This is a genomic window from Amycolatopsis keratiniphila (genome assembly GCF_000400635.2).
GTDB classification, from domain to species: Bacteria; Actinomycetota; Actinomycetes; order Mycobacteriales; family Pseudonocardiaceae; genus Amycolatopsis; species Amycolatopsis keratiniphila.
This window is the reverse complement of record NC_021252.1, coordinates 5,441,078-5,456,960: the sequence shown is the minus strand read 5'-3', so window position 1 is coordinate 5,456,960 and position 15,883 is coordinate 5,441,078. Positions and strand designations below refer to the sequence as shown.

At 70.3% G+C, this 15,883-nt stretch carries 13 protein-coding genes; 9 read left to right on the top strand and 4 right to left on the bottom strand.

The features are described from left to right. Positions 1 to 74: 74 nt before the first annotated feature. Positions 75 to 1,019 (top strand): helix-turn-helix transcriptional regulator, encoded by a 945-nt coding sequence (locus tag AORI_RS65555; RefSeq protein ID WP_043848958.1) that lies wholly within the window; start codon positions 75 to 77, stop codon positions 1,017 to 1,019. Between the two features lie 99 nt (positions 1,020 to 1,118). On the opposite strand, the gene AORI_RS65550 is transcribed toward AORI_RS65555, so the two are convergent. Beyond that, positions 1,119 to 1,751 (bottom strand): TetR/AcrR family transcriptional regulator, encoded by a 633-nt coding sequence (locus AORI_RS65550; RefSeq protein ID WP_016335246.1) that lies wholly within the window; start codon positions 1,749 to 1,751, stop codon positions 1,119 to 1,121. Between the two features lie 48 nt (positions 1,752 to 1,799). On the opposite strand from AORI_RS65550, the gene AORI_RS65545 reads away from it, so the two are divergent. Genes AORI_RS65545 through AORI_RS65535 form a run of 3 tightly spaced genes read left to right on the top strand, consistent with a single transcriptional unit; the run spans position 1,800 to position 5,070 of the window. Continuing rightward, a complete protein-coding gene (locus AORI_RS65545; protein ID WP_016335245.1) occupies positions 1,800 to 2,747 on the top strand; it encodes a patatin-like phospholipase family protein in 948 nt (315 codons plus the stop codon). Then, positions 2,744 to 3,592, top strand: a complete 849-nt coding sequence (locus tag AORI_RS65540) for an SDR family oxidoreductase (protein ID WP_016335244.1) — start codon at positions 2,744 to 2,746, stop codon at positions 3,590 to 3,592. The genes AORI_RS65545 and AORI_RS65540 overlap by 4 nt, the downstream gene beginning before the upstream one ends. Then, a complete protein-coding gene (locus AORI_RS65535) occupies positions 3,589 to 5,070 on the top strand; it encodes a flavin-containing monooxygenase (protein WP_016335243.1) in 1,482 nt (493 codons plus the stop codon). Before AORI_RS65540 ends, AORI_RS65535 begins: the two co-directional genes overlap by 4 nt. Positions 5,071 to 5,202: 132 nt before the next feature. Here AORI_RS65535 and AORI_RS65530 read toward each other — a convergent pair whose 3' ends face one another. Together AORI_RS65530 and AORI_RS65525 are read right to left on the bottom strand one after the other, a co-directional pair. After that, the gene (locus AORI_RS65530; RefSeq protein ID WP_016335242.1) at positions 5,203 to 5,955 is read right to left on the bottom strand and encodes a hypothetical protein; all 753 of its coding nucleotides are present in this window, start codon (positions 5,953 to 5,955) and stop codon (positions 5,203 to 5,205) included. A 4-nt stretch (positions 5,956 to 5,959) separates the two neighbouring features. Next, the gene (locus AORI_RS65525) at positions 5,960 to 6,550 is read right to left on the bottom strand and encodes a papain-like cysteine protease family protein (protein ID WP_016335241.1); all 591 of its coding nucleotides are present in this window, start codon (positions 6,548 to 6,550) and stop codon (positions 5,960 to 5,962) included. A 385-nt stretch (positions 6,551 to 6,935) separates the two neighbouring features. Here AORI_RS65525 and AORI_RS65520 point away from each other — a divergent pair, with 385 nt between their 5' ends. From AORI_RS65520 to AORI_RS65500, 5 genes are all read left to right on the top strand, one after another. Then, the gene (locus AORI_RS65520) at positions 6,936 to 9,749 is read left to right on the top strand and encodes an AAA family ATPase (RefSeq protein WP_228688175.1); all 2,814 of its coding nucleotides are present in this window, start codon (positions 6,936 to 6,938) and stop codon (positions 9,747 to 9,749) included. Between the two features lie 159 nt (positions 9,750 to 9,908). After that, a complete protein-coding gene (locus tag AORI_RS65515) occupies positions 9,909 to 11,366 on the top strand; it encodes a S1 family serine peptidase (protein WP_016335239.1) in 1,458 nt (485 codons plus the stop codon). Positions 11,367 to 11,393: 27 nt separating this feature from the next. Further along, positions 11,394 to 12,932, top strand: coding sequence for a S8 family serine peptidase (locus AORI_RS65510; protein ID WP_016335238.1), 1,539 nt, complete (start codon positions 11,394 to 11,396; stop codon positions 12,930 to 12,932). A gap of 272 nt (positions 12,933 to 13,204) precedes the next feature. Beyond that, entirely contained in the window at positions 13,205 to 13,903 is a 699-nt protein-coding gene (locus tag AORI_RS65505; RefSeq protein ID WP_016335237.1) for a TetR/AcrR family transcriptional regulator, read from the top strand. A 112-nt stretch (positions 13,904 to 14,015) separates the two neighbouring features. Next, positions 14,016 to 14,855 carry an alpha/beta fold hydrolase gene (locus tag AORI_RS65500; protein WP_016335236.1) on the top strand — a complete coding sequence of 280 codons (840 nt, stop codon included), beginning with the start codon at positions 14,016 to 14,018 and terminating at the stop codon, positions 14,853 to 14,855. On the opposite strand, the gene AORI_RS65495 is transcribed toward AORI_RS65500, so the two are convergent. Then, positions 14,842 to 15,768, bottom strand: coding sequence for a hypothetical protein (locus AORI_RS65495; protein WP_043848203.1), 927 nt, complete (start codon positions 15,766 to 15,768; stop codon positions 14,842 to 14,844). The two genes, AORI_RS65500 and AORI_RS65495, sit on opposite strands and share 14 nt — an antisense overlap. Positions 15,769 to 15,883 lie beyond the last annotated feature (115 nt).

Below are 15,883 nucleotides of genomic sequence, written 5' to 3'. Positions count from 1 at the left end.
GGGGCCCATCGGACGGCGGTAGCGTTCCGGGCGGACTTTTCGTTACGGGTGAACGGAAAGGAAGCGTGGTCGGCGTGCACGAGCCGAAGGTGACGGAATTCGCGACCACCGATCCGGAACAGGCGTGTGCCCTGCTCGCCGAGGCGTACCGCGACAATCGCCTGCGGGTCCGCGGCAGCGTCGAAAGCTACCGTTTCGAGCACAACCGGTGCGATCTCGGGGACATGCATTTCGACTCCCTGCACAACACGCTGACCACGGAGGTCGTCGTCCAGCCGCTGGGCAGGATGGTGCTGTTGCGGGTGCTGGACGGCGAGCAGGAGCTCGACGACGGGGTCAGCGACCGCAGGCTCGGCCCGGGAGACGTGTTCGTCGGCCCGCATCCCGGCCATGAGTACCGGACGGAGCTGCACGGCACGCGGCTGCAGATCACCGGGATCGACCTCTCGCTGTTCGGCGGAATCGACCCGGAACCCGTGGTGGAGCGGTTGTGCTACGAGCCGGTGTGCCCGGAGAAGGCTCGGCGATGGAGCCGGACGGTCGACTACATGACCGCCTTGTTCACCGATCCGGACGTGGAGAACGGCCCGCTGGTACTCGGCGCGGCGGGCAGGCTGATGGCCGCCATGGCACTGGACACCTTCACCACGGGCAGGGGTGAAGAGCGCCCGAGCGACCGTCGCGACGCCGTCCCGGACACGGTGCGCCGCGCGGTCGCCTTCCTGGAGGCGAATCCGGACCTCGACCTCGGGGTCGCCGACATCGCCCGCGCCTGCCGGGTCTCGGTGCGGGCCCTGCAACTGGCGTTCCGGCGGCATCTGGACACCACGCCCATGGCCTACCTGCGCCGGGTCCGGCTCGACCTGGCCAGGGCGGACCTCCGCGCCGCCGCACCCGGTGACGGCACGACGGTGACGAGTGTCGCGGCGAAGTGGGGCTTCCTGGACGGCAGCCGGTTCAGCGCGCAGTACCGCGCGGCCTTCGGCGAACCGCCCAGCCACACCCTGCGGAATCACTGAGGGTTCGTTTTCGTCGGTGCCGGTATGCGTTTCGGGCGCTAGACCCGGCGGTCCGGACCCTGTTCCATGAGCGAGGCACCAGTACCGCCCAGACCCCGCTTACTGGTGTGTCGCGATCCCGTCGTACATCACCCGGCGGACCGCCCGGCTCATCGCGGCCTGCCGCTCCGGTGACGGATCGCGCAGTTCGGACAGGATCGACGCGAGGATCATCCCGTTGATCGCGCGGGCGGTGGAGTCCACGTCCAGGTCCTCGTGCAGATACCCGAGCCGGACGCCGTGGTGCAGATAGCCCGCGGTCAGCTCGGCGGCGGTCTCGTAGAAGTCCAGCACCCGTTCCCGCATCTCGGCGTCGATACCCGCCGCTTCGAGCAGGAGGAACCGGGCCATCCGCGGGTCGCCGCCGAAGATCCGGGCGAGCGCGTCGCCGATCCGCGCGCTCTGCTTGCGGTACTCGGCAAGGCTGTTGACCGCGTCCGGCGCGTTGTCCGCGGCCAGCGCGCCGACCACCTTCTCGACCAGGTCCGTGATGACGTGGTCGACGATGTCCCGCTTGTTCTGGAAGTACCGGTAGAAGGTGCCGTGCCCGATGCCCAGCCGGGCGGCGATGTCGGCGATCCCGGTCGCGTGGTAGCCCCGCTCGGCGAAGCAGTCGAACGCGGCCTCCACGATCTCGCGCCGTAGTTCCTGCTTCTTCCGTGCGGCCCTGCTGACCGGGATCTCCGTCGTCATTCCGCCAGCTTATTGCCTGACGGGTTCAAATGACATACCGTTCCGGAAATGACACGTCATTCCGCGAGAGCGCTGGTGCTCGGCTGCGGCGGCACCTTGGGGTTCGCCTGGACGGCCGCCGTCCTCGACGCGCTGCACGCCAAGGCCGGCTGGGACCCTCGGAAGGCGGACATCCTGGTCGGCACGTCGGCGGGGGCCGAAGCGGCGGCCATGCTCGGGGCGGGCATCCCGGCGAAGGCGATCCTCGACGCGGTGGCGGGCGTGCCCGGTGGCGACGCCGTCGTCGCCGCGCACGTCCGCCGCGTTCCGGACAGGCTTCCGCCGGTGCCGTCCCCGCGCTGGCCCGCGGCCGGTTTGATCCGGGCCGCGCTGCGCCGTGACGTCGACACGCTCGCCGGTCTCGCGGGTCTCCTGCCCCGGGGAAGGGGCGACGCGACCTGGCTTCGCGAACTCGGGGACGCGCTGGCGCCCGGCGGCTGGGTGCCGCATCCCGCGACCTGGCTGATGACCGCGGACCTGACCGGGAAGCGGGTCGCGCTCGGCTCCCCGGACGCGCCACCCGCCCGCCTCGGCGAGGCGATCGCCGCGTCGTGGGCGATCCCCGGCTGGTTCCCACCGTCCGTTGTGGACGGACGGCCGTTGCTCGACGGCGGCACGGTCTCCCCGACCTCGGCCGATCTCCTGCTCGGCCACGACGTCGGCGAGGTCGTGCTGATCGCGCCGATGAGCAGCGAGGGCGGCGCACCGGCCCGCGGTGCGGCCCGGCTGGAACGGCTGCTGCGGACGGCGATGACCAGGCGGGTCGACGACGAGGTGCGACGGCTGCGCGCGGCCGGTGTCCGAGTGGTGCGGATCGAGCCGGGGCCCGCCGATCTCGCCGCCATGGGCGCGAACTTCATGGACGGACGGCGTCGGGAGCACGTGCTCGCCACGGCGTCGAGGACGGCGCCCGCCCTGGTCGCCGAAGCCTTCGAACGAGAAGGAGTACGCGCATGACCAAGTACCCGCCTCTTGACCTCGACGGGGCACACGTGGCGATCACCGGCGCGGGGCAGGGCATCGGCCGCGCGACCGCGGAACGCATGGCCGTCCTCGGCGCGCGCGTGTCCATCGGCGACTTGGACCTCGAAGCCGCGAAACGGACCGCCGCCGACATCGGCGGTACCGCGCATCATCTGGACGTCGCCGATCCGGCGTCGTTCGCCGCGTTCCTCGGCGAGGCCGAACAGGCGAACGGGCCGCTCGCGGTGCTCGTCAACAACGCCGGGATCATGCCGAACGGCGGCTTCCTCGATCTTTCCGACGCGCTGAACCGGGCGACCATGGAGGTCAACGTCTTCGGCGTCGTCCACGGTATGCGGCTGGCGCTGCCCGGCATGCTGGAACGCGGGCGCGGGCACATCGTCAACGTCGCTTCGCTGGCCGGGAAGTTCCCGGTGAAAGGGCTGGCGATCTACAACGCCAGCAAGTTCGCCGTCGTCGGGCTGACCGCGGCGACCCGCCTGGAGTACGCGCCGCACGGAGTGAGCGTCTCGGCCGTGCTGCCGTCGGCGGTCGACACCGCGCTCGCCTCGGGCCTCGACATGCGCCCGATCCCGAAGGTGAAACCGGGCCGGATCGCCGACGCCGTGGTGGGTTCCGTCCGCACTCGTGCCGCTGAGATCGCCGTGCCCGGCTACGTCGGCGCGCTCGCGACCCTCGCGGCCGTGACCCCCGAACCGGCGCTCAACGCGTTCCGCCGTCTGGTGCGGGACGACCGGGCCCTTCGCCCCGATTCACCCGAGCGGGACGGCTACCGCGCCCGCCTCGACCAGGACACCCACCGGGAGGAAAACGCATGACCACGCAGTACGACGCCGTCGTCGTGGGAGCCGGGTTCGGCGGGATGGGCGCGGCGATCCAGCTCAACCGGCTCGGCTACGACAACCTGCTCATCCTCGAACGCGAATCCGACCTCGGCGGCACCTGGCATGTGAACCGCTATCCCGGGCTGGCCGTCGACATCCCGTCGGCCACCTACTCGTACTCGTTCGAACCGAATCCGCACTGGTCGCGGCTCTTCGCGCCGGGCGCGGAACTCAAGCGGTACGCCGAGCACGTCGCGGACAAGTACCGGCTGCGGCGCTACATGCGGTTCGGCTCGGTGGTCACCGGCGCGGTCTGGGACGAGGCGGACGCGCACTGGAAGGTCTCGCTCGCCGGCGGCGACCCGGTCACCGCGAAGTACCTCCTCACCGCCACGGGATTCCTTTCCCAGCCGAAGAAACCCGATATCGCCGGGATCGACACCTTCGGCGGCAAGGTCATCCACACCACCGCTTGGGACGACGAGTACGACCTCGCGGGCAAGCGGGTCGCGGTGATCGGCACCGGCGCGACCGCGGTCCAGCTGATCCCCGAGATCGCGAAGGTCGCGCGGGAACTCACCGTCTATCAGCGGACGCCGATCTGGGTGAGCCCCAAACTGGACTTCCCGGTGCCCAAGGCGGTCCGGCGCGCGTTCGCCGCGCTGCCGTTCACCCAGCGAGCCGCCCGGCTGACCGGGACCGCGCTGCTGGAGCTGATGATGGTCTCCGGTGTGCTGCACTACAAGCAGCTGCCGATGGCGAACCGGCTCGGCAAGCTGTGGTGCCAGGCGCATCTGCGCCGTCAGGTGCGGGATCCGGGGCTGCGCGCGGAACTGACGCCGCGCTATTCGTTCGGCTGCAAGCGCCCGACGTTCTCCAACGAGTACTACCCGGCCTTCACCAAGGATCACGTGCATCTGGAAACGACGTCCATCGCGAAGATCGACAAGGCCGGCATCGAGACCGCGGACGGGCGGCGGCGGGACATCGACGTCCTGGTGCTGGCGACCGGATTCGACCTGTGGGAGGCGAACTTCCCGGCGATCGAGATCATCGGGCGCGATGGCCGGGATCTCGGGAAGTGGTGGCGGGAGAACCGCTTCCAGGCCTACGAGGGCGTCGCGATCCCGAAGTTCCCCAACTTCATTTCGCTCAACAGCCCGTATTCCTACTCGGGACTGTCCTATTTCACCACCATCGAGACGCAGATGCGGCATATGGATCGGCTCTTCGGCGCGATGCGGCGGCGTGGCGCGACGGAGTTCGAGGTGACGCAGGAGGCCAACGACGCGTTCCTCGACCGGATGACCGAGCGCCTCGGCGATTCGATCTTCACGCTCGGGAACTGCGCCCCGGCGAACAGCTACTACTTCAACCCGCACGGGGAGGCGACGCTGCTGCGGCCGTCCTCCACGCTGAACGCGATCAAGGAGGCGCAGAGCTTTCCGATCGAGGACTACACATTCGCCTAGCGGCGGGCTGAAAGCGTCCTTCACCGCATTGCATGAGGTGAAGGGCGCTTTCCCTGCATCGCATGCGGTGAAAGCGTCCTTCAGCCCCCGCCAGGGTGCCGGGACCCCGCGCGGTCCCGGCACCCTTGGCACCTACTGCTTGCGGAGCCGCAGCGTGACGGCCGCGCCCGCGGCGGCGAGGAAGACCGCGCCGAGCGCGTAGGGCCACCACGGCACGTCGGTGTCGCCCACCGGGGCGGCACCGTAACCGCCGGCGGCACCGGTGCGGTCGTAGGCCGAGCCGGGCAGCTTGTCGCCGTAGCGGCTCTGCAGAGCTTCGCGGTAGGCGGCGAGCGACATCTTCTCGCCGGTCTTCGCCACCGACGAGCCGTCGAGGACGGTCACGGTGTCCCCGTCGACGGCGTACCAGGCGCCCGCCTGAGGTTCGCTCAGGAGGTAGCCCTTGCCGACCTGCGCCGCGAGGCGCTTCTCGACGTCACCCGAGGCGACGTTGTAGACCGACCAGCCCGAGCCCTCGCGCTGCGACCACACGGTCGCGGCGTCGCCGTTGCCCAGCGTCGCCGGGGTGGCGACATAGGCGAGTTCGGCCGGGACGGTGGAGGTGCCGGCGATGAAGGCGGCGGTCGGCTGGTAGACCGCCACCGGTGTGCGCGGATCGGCCTTGGCGGTCTTGGCCGCGAGGGCCGTGTCCGCCTTGGCCGCGCCGGGGAACTGCGCCTTGGCGAGCCGCTGGGTGGTCGCGTCACTGGTGACCACTGTGGACACCGCGGCGAGGTCGGCGGCGGTGGGCGCGCCGCTGGGGGCGTCGGCCGCGGAGGACTGGCCGCCGAGCGCCAGCGACAGGCCGAGGGCGAGGATCGTGGCGCCGAGGAAGGTTCGCTTCATGGTTTCAGTCCTTGATCCCGTAGACGGTGTGGGTCCAGGTGAACGAGTTGTTGGACCGGTAGGCGCTGTAGCTCATCTGGTTGTAGCGGGGGCTGGAACCCCACGGGTCGCCGTAATACACCGTCGTGGCGCCGTTGGTGTTGTCGTAGCCGTAGAGCACGTGCATGTGACCGCCGCCGTTGCGCCAGCCGATCCGGGTGCCGATCGGCTGCCGCGCGTCGACCTGGCTCTTGATGGAGGCGAAGGTCAGCGTCTGGCCCGAGGAGCTGTAGGTGCCGACGTTGCTGAACCCGAGCCAGCGGAACACGCGCTGCTGATCGCTCAGGTAACCCTGGTTGTTCGCGCAGTCCGTACCGGACTCGTTGTGCGCGATCTGGCAGAACTTCGTCTGGGTGAGCGAGTGGCCCCACCAGGCGGCGATCGTGTTGCCGCTGGCGTCCCAGCACCAGTTGCTCTTCTCCTGTGCCTGCATGTTGATCGGGATCGTGGTGGCCGCCGTGATGGCGGGTGCCGCGGCGGCGGGCGCCTGCAGGGCGACCAGCGCGGCGACACCGGCGCAGGCCGTGGCCAGCCCGCGCCTGAACGAGGTCTTCACCGTCGGAACACTCCTAACTGGATGGTCGAACGCGAAGCAAGCGCGGCGGCCACCCGTAAAGGGACAGGTGGGGACTTCGGCTACCCGAATGGGTGGTGGACCGGCGCATGCAGGGGAGGTGCGCTGTGATGAAGTGACAGAGGGGCACTGCGAACAGTCTGAGATTCACCCTCCGGTGGTCTCATGGCAAGGTTCGCGGCAATACCTAAGGGTCCGTATTGCCGATGCGGGAGTCGGTGTCACCGCAGGTCGTCGTCGCCCGATCGAGTTAACAGTGCGGTGAAGTCGTGACTCTGGTGGTGTGGACCAGCGGAAAGCGCGCGGCTCGTGGTCACTGTTCGTGTTCCCGCCTTTCGGCGGGTGTCCGCTCGGTATGGTCCCGAGCATGCCGACGATCGGTACGGCACCGGTGTTCGTGGCCCGCGACACCGAATTGGCCGAACTGGTGCGCGTCGCCTCGCGCCCGCCGTCGGTCGCCGTCGTCGAGGGCGAACCGGGGGTGGGCCGGAGCCGGCTGCTCGAAGAACTGGCCGCCCATCCCGCGCTCGCCTCGCGCGTGGTGTGGTCCGCCCGGTGCGGTTCTTTCTCGCGGCCTTGCCGTCTGGCGCCGTTGGTCGACGCGCTGCTGGAGAAGAGCGCCGTGGCCGCCGCCCACGCGGCGGGCTTCTCCCCGGTGACCGGTGTCCTGCGGCGGCTCGTCCCGGAATGGTCGCCGTGGCTGCCGCCGTTCCCGGAGAACGCGGACGCGGAGACCGTCCGGCAGCAGGAGTTCCGAGCCGTGCGGGAGGTGTTGACGGGCTGCGGTCCGGCGGTGCTGGTGCTCGACGACGTCCACTGCGCGGACGACGACACGTGGGAATTCCTGCGCGGGCTCGCGGCTTCCCCGGCGGCGGCGCTGAGCGTGGTGGTCAGCGCGGCGATCTGCGGGCCGCGACGATTCCCGCCACTGCGCGAGACCGCCGCGCATCTCTCGCTCACGGCGTTCACCGACGTCCAGGTGCGGACGTTGCTGGACGCCTCCTTCGGCCGCTGCGCGCCGGATTTCGCCGAAGCGGCGCACCGGCGGACGTCCGGGATCGCCGTCGATCTGACGGCGCTGGTCCAGAGCGTCGGCGACACGGCCGAAGCGCTTTCGGCGGACAGACTGGCGTCGGCGACGGTGCCGCCGATCGTGCGCAGCCGGGTTTCCGGGCTGATGGAGGCGATCGGATCCGCCGCCAGGGACGTCGTCCGCGCGGCCGCGGTGCTGGGATCGCCCGCCGGTGAGCCGGATCTGGGCGCGGTCGCGGCGTCCGCGGGGATCGACGGCGCGATCACCGAAGCCGTGGAAGCGGGACTGCTGCGGGATCTCGGCCGCGGCCGCTATGTCTCGGGGAGCCCGCTGATCGCCGAAGCGGTCTACGCCTTGCTTCCCGGGCCTCAGCGGTGCGCGATGCACGGACGCGCCGCGGCCCGGCTCGCCGCGAGCGCCGAACCCTTCGCGTCGCTCATCGCCCGTCACGCGCGGCTGGCGGGTGACATCGCCGCGTGGACACAGTGGACCGGGGTCGCGGTCGACAACGCCATCGAAGACGGCCGGACCGAGGAAGCGAGCCGTCTGCTCGAAGCGGCCCTGCGGGACGCGGATCTGCCGCGCACCGCGCGCGAATCGTTCGCCGTCCGGCTCGGCAGGGAACTGCCGCGCAGTATCGCGCACGCCGGAACGGTCCGGCTGCTGCGGGAGATCCTGCGCGAATGGCCGCTGAGCAAGGCCGCGCGCGGCGAGATCCGGGTCCACCTCGGACAGGTGCTGATCAACCAGGTGGGCAAGGTCGAAGCGGGCAGGCTCGAAATCGAACTGGGCGCGGCCGACCTCGGCAGGCGGCAGGCGCTGCTCGCCAGGGGGCTGGTCACCTTGGCGCTGCCGCATATCGGGACGGTCCCGGTCGAGGAGAACTTCCGCTGGCTCGACGAGGCCGAGCAGGCGAGCAAGGGGGAGCACGACGCCGGGCTGCTCGCCGCGATCACCGCCAACCGGCTTTCGGCGCGGATGCAGATCGCCGATCCGGAGGCCTGGCACGAGATCGCCGACCTGCCGCGGGCGCCGGAGTCGGCCGAGGTCTGCCGTCAGGTCGCCCGCACCTACATCAACCTGGCCGACGCGGTGGCGTGGAACGGGCACTACCCGGTGGCGCGGGCCTACCTCGCGACCGCGCGGCGGCTGATCCGTGACGACCACCAGCCCTATCTCGACGCGCTCGCCGACGGTACGGAGCTGCGGTTGGACCTCGCGATGGGGGAGTGGGCGAGCGTCGCGGAGAAGTCGCGCGCGATGCTGACGCGGGTCGACAAGGACGGTTCGCTGGCGGCCGAGCCGTTGCTGGTGCTCGGCTGGTACGAGTACGGACAGCACCGGCCGACGGCGGCCCTGCGCAGTTTCGACGCCGCGTTCGCGCTGTCCGCGGGCAGTGTCCCGGTGCAGGCATCGGCGTACGCGGGCCGGGTGGCCGTCCATCAGGCGGGCAAGGATCTGCAGGCCGCCCGGCGCCTGGCCGAATTCGGCCTGGAAACCGTGCGCCGCAAGAACAACTGGGTCTGGGCGGCCGAGCTGATGCCGTTCGCCGTGCGCACCATGCTCGGGCTGGGACAGCACGTCGAGGCGCGGGAGCTGCTCGCGGAGTTCCGGCAGGGTATCGACGGGAAGGACGCCCCGGTCGCCAACGCGTCGGCGTTGTTGTGCCGGGGCATGCTCACACAGGCGCGTGGCGAGACACTGGCCGCCGGTGAACTGCTGGTGGGCGCCGCGCAGGCCTACAGTGCACTGCCGCTCCCGTATTTCGCGGCCTATGCCGACGAACTCGCCGCCGGGTGCTTCTCCGAAGCCGGGGTGCGGGAGCGTGCCGTCGCTTCCTTCACCACCGCGGAGACGACGTACGCGCGTCTCGGCGCCGCCGTGGACGCGCTCCGCTGCCGTCGTTCGTTGCGCCGCTGCGATCCGGAGATGCCCCGGCGCGGCCGCAAGGGCTACGGCGAAGCGTTGTCCCCGAGGGAACTCGAAGTCGCCCGGCTCGCCGCCCAGAACCTGACGAACCGGGAGATCGGGGAGCGGCTGTTCCTCTCGCCGAGGACGGTCGAGATCCACGTCGGGCGAGCGCTGCGCAAATTGGGATTGCCCTCGCGCACCGTCCTGACCGCTGATCTGCTCAGCGACATTCCCTAAGGGCACGTATTCGTCGATTCGCTGGGTACGACGAGAGAAACCGCAGGTCAGCGGTGGTTTCTTTAAATAGTGGAGCGAGCCCCGTAGTCCACTATTGTTCCGCTTCCGCCGTCGATCGACAGTTGTCGGGCAGTCGCGATTTCCCGGAAAGGAAGCACCGTGAGCAGAAAACGGATCTTCGGCGTGGTCGCCCTGACCATGGCCGCGCTGGCACCGGCGGCGGGTCTCGCCGGCGCGGAACCGGCCGACCCCCTTCGCGCCATCTCCCCGACCGACGCCGCGCCCTTGCCGACCGGTGGCGTCCACGGCCAGAGCATCGGCGGCTCGCCCGCGTCGGTCAAGGACTACCCGTATGCCATCGCCGCCCTGCGGGAAGGCGGTTCGAGGCCGAGGGGGCAGAGCTGCTCCGGCTCCGTCATCGCCCCGCGGAAGGTCCTGGTCGCGGCTCACTGCAAGGAGCTGGCCGGCGAGAAGAGTGTCCTTTATGGACTCGACGATCTGAAGAGCGCGGGCGGCACGCAGCTGAAGGCCGTCGACTACAAGGTCCACCCCAAGTTCACCCAGCCCTGGTACGGCTACGACGTCGCGGTGATCACCGTCGACGGTGACATCCCGGTGCCGCCCGGCGGCTACGCGAAGGTCGCCACCTCCGCCGACACCGGACTGGAGGCGCCCGGCAAGGACGGGTTCAGCCTCGGTTACGGCAAGAAGGACATCAACGACACCACGCAGGACGTCACGCTGCACAAGCTGACCCTGCCGATCGTGAACGCGAGCCAGTGCACCGGCGTGGAGAACGGCGTCGACCCGAAGACGATGATCTGCGCCGGCTACTCCGACGGCCGCAAGACCGTCCTGCCGGGCGACAGCGGCGGACCGTTCGTCGTCAACGGCAAGGTCGTCGGCGTCACCTCCTGGAGCCGCAGCGATTTCCGCTGGTACAGCGTCTACAGCAGGCTCAACAACGACATGGGGGACTGGGTCGCCCAGCAGATCGGCGGCGAGCAGCCGGGTGACGTCTTCACGCTCGCGGCTTCGCCCTCGTCGGTGAAGGTGTCGCCGGGCAAGTACGTGTCGGCGAGTGTCACGAGCAAACCGGGCAAGAACGGCGCCGAGAGCATCACGCTCTCCGCGTCCGGATTGCCCGAAGGGGCCAAGGCCACGTTCCAGCCCGCCACGATCAAGGCGGGCGAGGTCGCCAAGCTGACCATCGAGACCGCCGCCGGGACCCCGGAAAAGGCCTACCAGGTCACGATTTCCGGGAAGGGGACCACCGATACGGCCACCGCGGGGCTCTCGCTCACGGTCGGCGCGGGCGAACCTCCCGTCGGCGACCTGAAGGTGACGGTGAACCCGTCGTCCGGAACCGGCCGCGCGGGTTCACTCGTGAGCGCCACCGTCACCGCGACCGGCGGCACGGGTTCGATCACGTTGTCCGCCAGTGGTTCCGGGCTGCCGGTCAACCCGTTCTTCTCACCGCAGACCGTTTCCAGTGGTGGCAGTTCGACCATGCAGGTCTTCGCGCCGTTCCAGCCGGGCACGTATCCGGTCACGGTGACCGCCAAGGACGGCGGCGGCAAGACCGCGACCACCACGTACACCCTCACCGTCCAGTGACCTTCGCCGAAACAGAGGTGACTTCCCATGCGTGACAAGACGAAAACGCTGCTGGCGCTCGGTCTGCTGAGCCCGCTGCTCGCGCTCGGCGCCGGATCGGCCGTCGCCGCCGAAGCCGAAGGCACGGTGATCCCCGCCAAGGAGCACTACGGCGACCAGTACATCGTCGTCCTCCACGACGTCGCGGCGGCCGGACAGACGGCGTCCGCCGAACTGGCCAAGCGCTACGGCGGCGAGGTCCGTTCGGTGTGGACGGCGGCTCTCCGCGGGTTCTCGGCCAAGAGCATGACCGCGGCCGAGGCGCGCAAACTGGCCGCGGATCCGTCGGTCAAGGCGGTGTACGAAGACGGCACCGCGCGCGGTACCGGCACCCAGCAGAACCCGACCTGGGGGCTGGACCGGGTCGACCAGAAGAGCCTTCCACTCGACAAGGCCTACACCTATCCGAACGACGGCGCGGGCGTCACCGCGTACGACCTCGACAGCGGCATCAACCCGTCGAACCCGGAATATGAGGGCCGCGCGAGCCTCGGCAAGGACTTCATGGGCGGGGACGGCTCCGACTGCCACGGGCACGGCAGCCACACCGCGGGCACGATCGGCAGCAAGACCTACGGCGTCGCGAAGAAGGTCAAGATCGTCGGGCTGAAGGTGCTGGGGTGCAACAACTCCGGGCCGGACTCGGGCATCATCGACGCCGTCGACTGGGTGACGGCCAACGCGAAGAAGCCCGCCGTGGCGAACATGAGCCTGACGATGGACGCCCCCGGGGTCGGGGACGACGCGGTGAAGCGGTCGATCGCGTCGGGCGTCGTGTACGGGGTGGCGGCGGGCAACGCCTCCACCGACGCGTGCAACACGAGCCCGGCCAGGGTGCCCGAGGCGATCACGGTCAACGCCTCGGACTCCGCCGACAACCGGTCCTCGTTCTCCAACTACGGAAGCTGCACCGACATCTTCGCGCCCGGCACGAACATCACGTCGCTGAGCCCGAGCAGCGGCGGCTCCGCGGGGATGAGCGGGACTTCGATGGCGACGCCGCACGTCGTCGGCGCGGCCGCGCTCTATCTCTCGGCCAACCCCGGCGCCACTCCGCAGCAGGTGCGGGACGCGCTGGTGAACGGCGCGACCGCGGGTGTCATCAAGAACGCGGGCAGCGGTTCGCCGAACAAGCTGCTGAACGTGTCGTTCATCGGCAGCGGCGGCCCCGGCCCGAACTGCGGGGCGAAGTCGAACACCACGCCGGTGTCCATTCCGGACGCCGGGGCGGCCGTGACCAGTTCCGTGACCCAGGAGGGCTGTGACGGCAAGGCTTCCGCGTCCTTGTCGGTCAAGGTGGACGTTTCGCACACCTACAGCGCCGACCTCGTGCTCGACCTGATCGGGCCGAGCGGCAAGGCCTACCGCCTGAAGGATTCGGGCGGTGTCGGCTCGGCCGAGGGGGTGCACCAGACCTTCACCGTCGACGCCTCCGCCGAAACGGCCAACGGCACCTGGAAGCTGAGCGCCCAGGACGTCTACCGGTTCGACACCGGCAGCATCGACGGGTTCACCGTCACGTTCTGAAGTCACTGAGACTCGCCGGCAGGGGCGGGGAGGGAAACACCGGCGGGGCCGCTTCGGCGGTCCCGCCGGTGTTCGTTCGCAGGGGTGGGCGCGTTGCGAAAGCCACTTTCGCAACCTTCAACGTTGCGAAAGTGGCTTTCGCAACGCGCCGCGCCGCCCAGCGAGGCAGGCGGGCAGGCCCTTGGCAGCTTCCGGCCACCGGAAACGCTGCACCTTGACACGAAGGTAAGCCCACCCTTAGTTTCCCCCTATAACTTTCCCAGGGGGGCGAGATGCCGAACATCGGTGGCCGCCCGGCCATGGTCGCGGTGGACGACATCGTGCGGGCCGGTCGCGAGCTCGGGATGCGCAGGCTCAGCGTCAAGGCGGTCGCGGTCCGGCTGGGGGTGACCGCGACCGCCCTCTACAGCCACGTCGAGAGCCGGTGGGGGCTGGAGCGGCTGGTCGGGGAGAGCATCCTGGCCGAGCTGCGGCTCCAGGACGATCCACGTCACGACCTCGAACGGCATCTGCTGTCCTTCGCGCTGCAGATGCGGGCCTTCATGCTGGAGCACCCCGGCCTCGCCGGGTATCTGCAACTGCTGTTCCCGCGCGGCGACGGCGGTCAGCGGCTGCTGAACATCGAGGTCGACGCGCTCGCCCGCCGGGGTTACGAGCCCGGCGCGGCGATCGTGCTCAGCGGCGCGGTCGCGTCGATGACCATCGCGATGACCGCCTCCGAGGAGAACAGTGCGGCCGCCGAGGAGGCCGACGGCGACGGGCTGGACCGGGAGCGGCAGGCGGTCCGCGACCGGTTGTCCCGTGACGACCGGCTCGCCGAGCCGTCCGCCGCGTTGCCGCAGGTGCCGCGGCCCGAGTACGTACGGCTGCTGCTGACCGCGTCGATCCGCGGGTTGATCGGGTCGTGTCCGCCGGGCAGGCCGGTCGCCGAGATGGTGGCCGATCTGGCGGCCACGGGGGAGGGGTTGTGATGGCGCGCGGATTCCAAGGCTTCGTGCGCGTCCGGTTCGTCTCGCCGACGTTGTTCGAGGATGTCGTCGTGGAGTGGCAGCTCGACGCCACCGGCTGGAGGATCACCGCGGGATGACCCACACCCAAGGCGAGCCGGAATGGGTCGTCACCCGCGACGGCAGACGGCTCCACGCGATGGTGCATCCGGGACCGGAGGGGTTCACCGGGCCGACGGTCGTGTTCGAAGCGGGCGCGGCCGCCACCCGGTCGTCCTGGGCGGCGGTCCAGCCGGAGGTCGGCCGCCACATACGCGCGATCGCCTACGACCGCTCCGGGCTCGGCCGCAGCGCCCCCGACCCGGGCGGCCGCACGCTGCACCGGATGGCCGACGACCTCAACGACGTCCTCGACCATTTCGGCCCGGGGCCGTACATCCTCGCCGGGCACAGCGCGGGCGGGCCCATCGTGCGGCAGGCCGCCGCCCGCCGTCCGGAACGGATCGCCGGGCTGGTGCTGGTCGACCCGACCGACGAAGCGGCTGAAGTGCTCTTCGGCCGGGCCTTCCGCACCGGCGAACGCCTCATGCTCGGGGTCAGCGGTGTGCTCGCGCGGCTGGGCCTGCTCAAGGTCGTCTTCCGCGGTCTGCTGCGGGACATCCCGGACGACGTCCGCCGCGACCTCGAACGGGAGGCGTTCACCGTCGGGACGACGCGGACCCACCGGGAGCAGGCCCGCACCTTCCTCGACGAACTGGCCCTCTGGCGGCATGATCCGCCGATGCTCGGGGACATCCCGCTCACGGTCGTGTCCGGCGGCCTCGGGGGCGGGATGAGGGCGCGCGCGAACGCGTCCCACGTCCACCGGGTGACCCTTTCGCCCGCCGGCAGGCACGTGATCGCGGAGCGGTCCGGGCACTACGTCCCGAAGACCGAGCCCGAGGTGATCGTCCGCGAGATCCTCAGGATGACGTGAGCGCCCGCCGCAAGTCTTCGTAGGTCGGGGCGAGCGTCCGGAGGGTCGCGGCGGCCCGTGCGTCGTCCTCGACGACGAGGTCGTACTGCAGGGAACCGATCAGCCGCGCCTGCGTGGTGAGGACGGCGGCCGCGGCTTCGTGGCCGACCAGGCGCAGGCAAGTCGCGGCGTCGTTCGTCCGCCGGGCGCCGAGGCGCACCACGAAATGGACGAGCAGCCCGCGCAGTTCCGGATCGCAGCCGGCTTCGATCCGGGCGGCGAGCGCGAATGCGGCGTCGCCGTTGCCCACCGTGCCGGGCGGGAGTCCGGTGTCCTCTTCGCCGCCGAGCCGCCTGATCGCGCGGGGGAGCGCCGCGACGATCGCGGCTTCTTCCGAGACGACGGTGTGCCGCACGAAATTCGTCCGCATCGTGTGCGGTTTGCCGTAGGCGACGGTTTCGGCGAGCCAGGCGGCGGCGAAATCCTTCCGCGGGATCCGCGCGTACGGATATCCCTGCGGGTCGTGGGCGGTGACGGATTCGTCGTCCGCGCCGAGCGCGACCAGGAAATGGTCGGCGCCGATCGGGCCGGTCATTCCCGGCTGGTGGCGCAGGTGCCCCATCTCCACCGGTCCGATCAGGACGGGCCCGTCGGAAAGGCTCTCGGCGAGCCGGGCGAACGCGGCGTCCGGATCCGGCTCGCTCGTCGTTTCCGCGCTCCAGCCGAGGGCGTCGAGCGCCTCGCCGATACCGAGATCGGGATCCCAGCCGAAGGCGTCGAAAAACGGCAGCGTCCCGCCGACCAGCTGCATGCCGAAGGGGCTGCCGGTCACGGTTTCGAGCACGTCGGGGCCGGGAGCCTCCGGGCCGAGCAGCATCGCGAGCGAATGGGTATAGCAATAAGGGCCGGAGCCGCGATAAGGAATTTCGATCACGCGTTCGACAATGCCGGATTTCCCGCCGGAACGCCACCCTCGCCTTTGTCCGTTGTGGACGGTGTTTCATCACCCGTCCGGGGGTTTCGGGGCCACTCAACGGGTTTTATCCAGG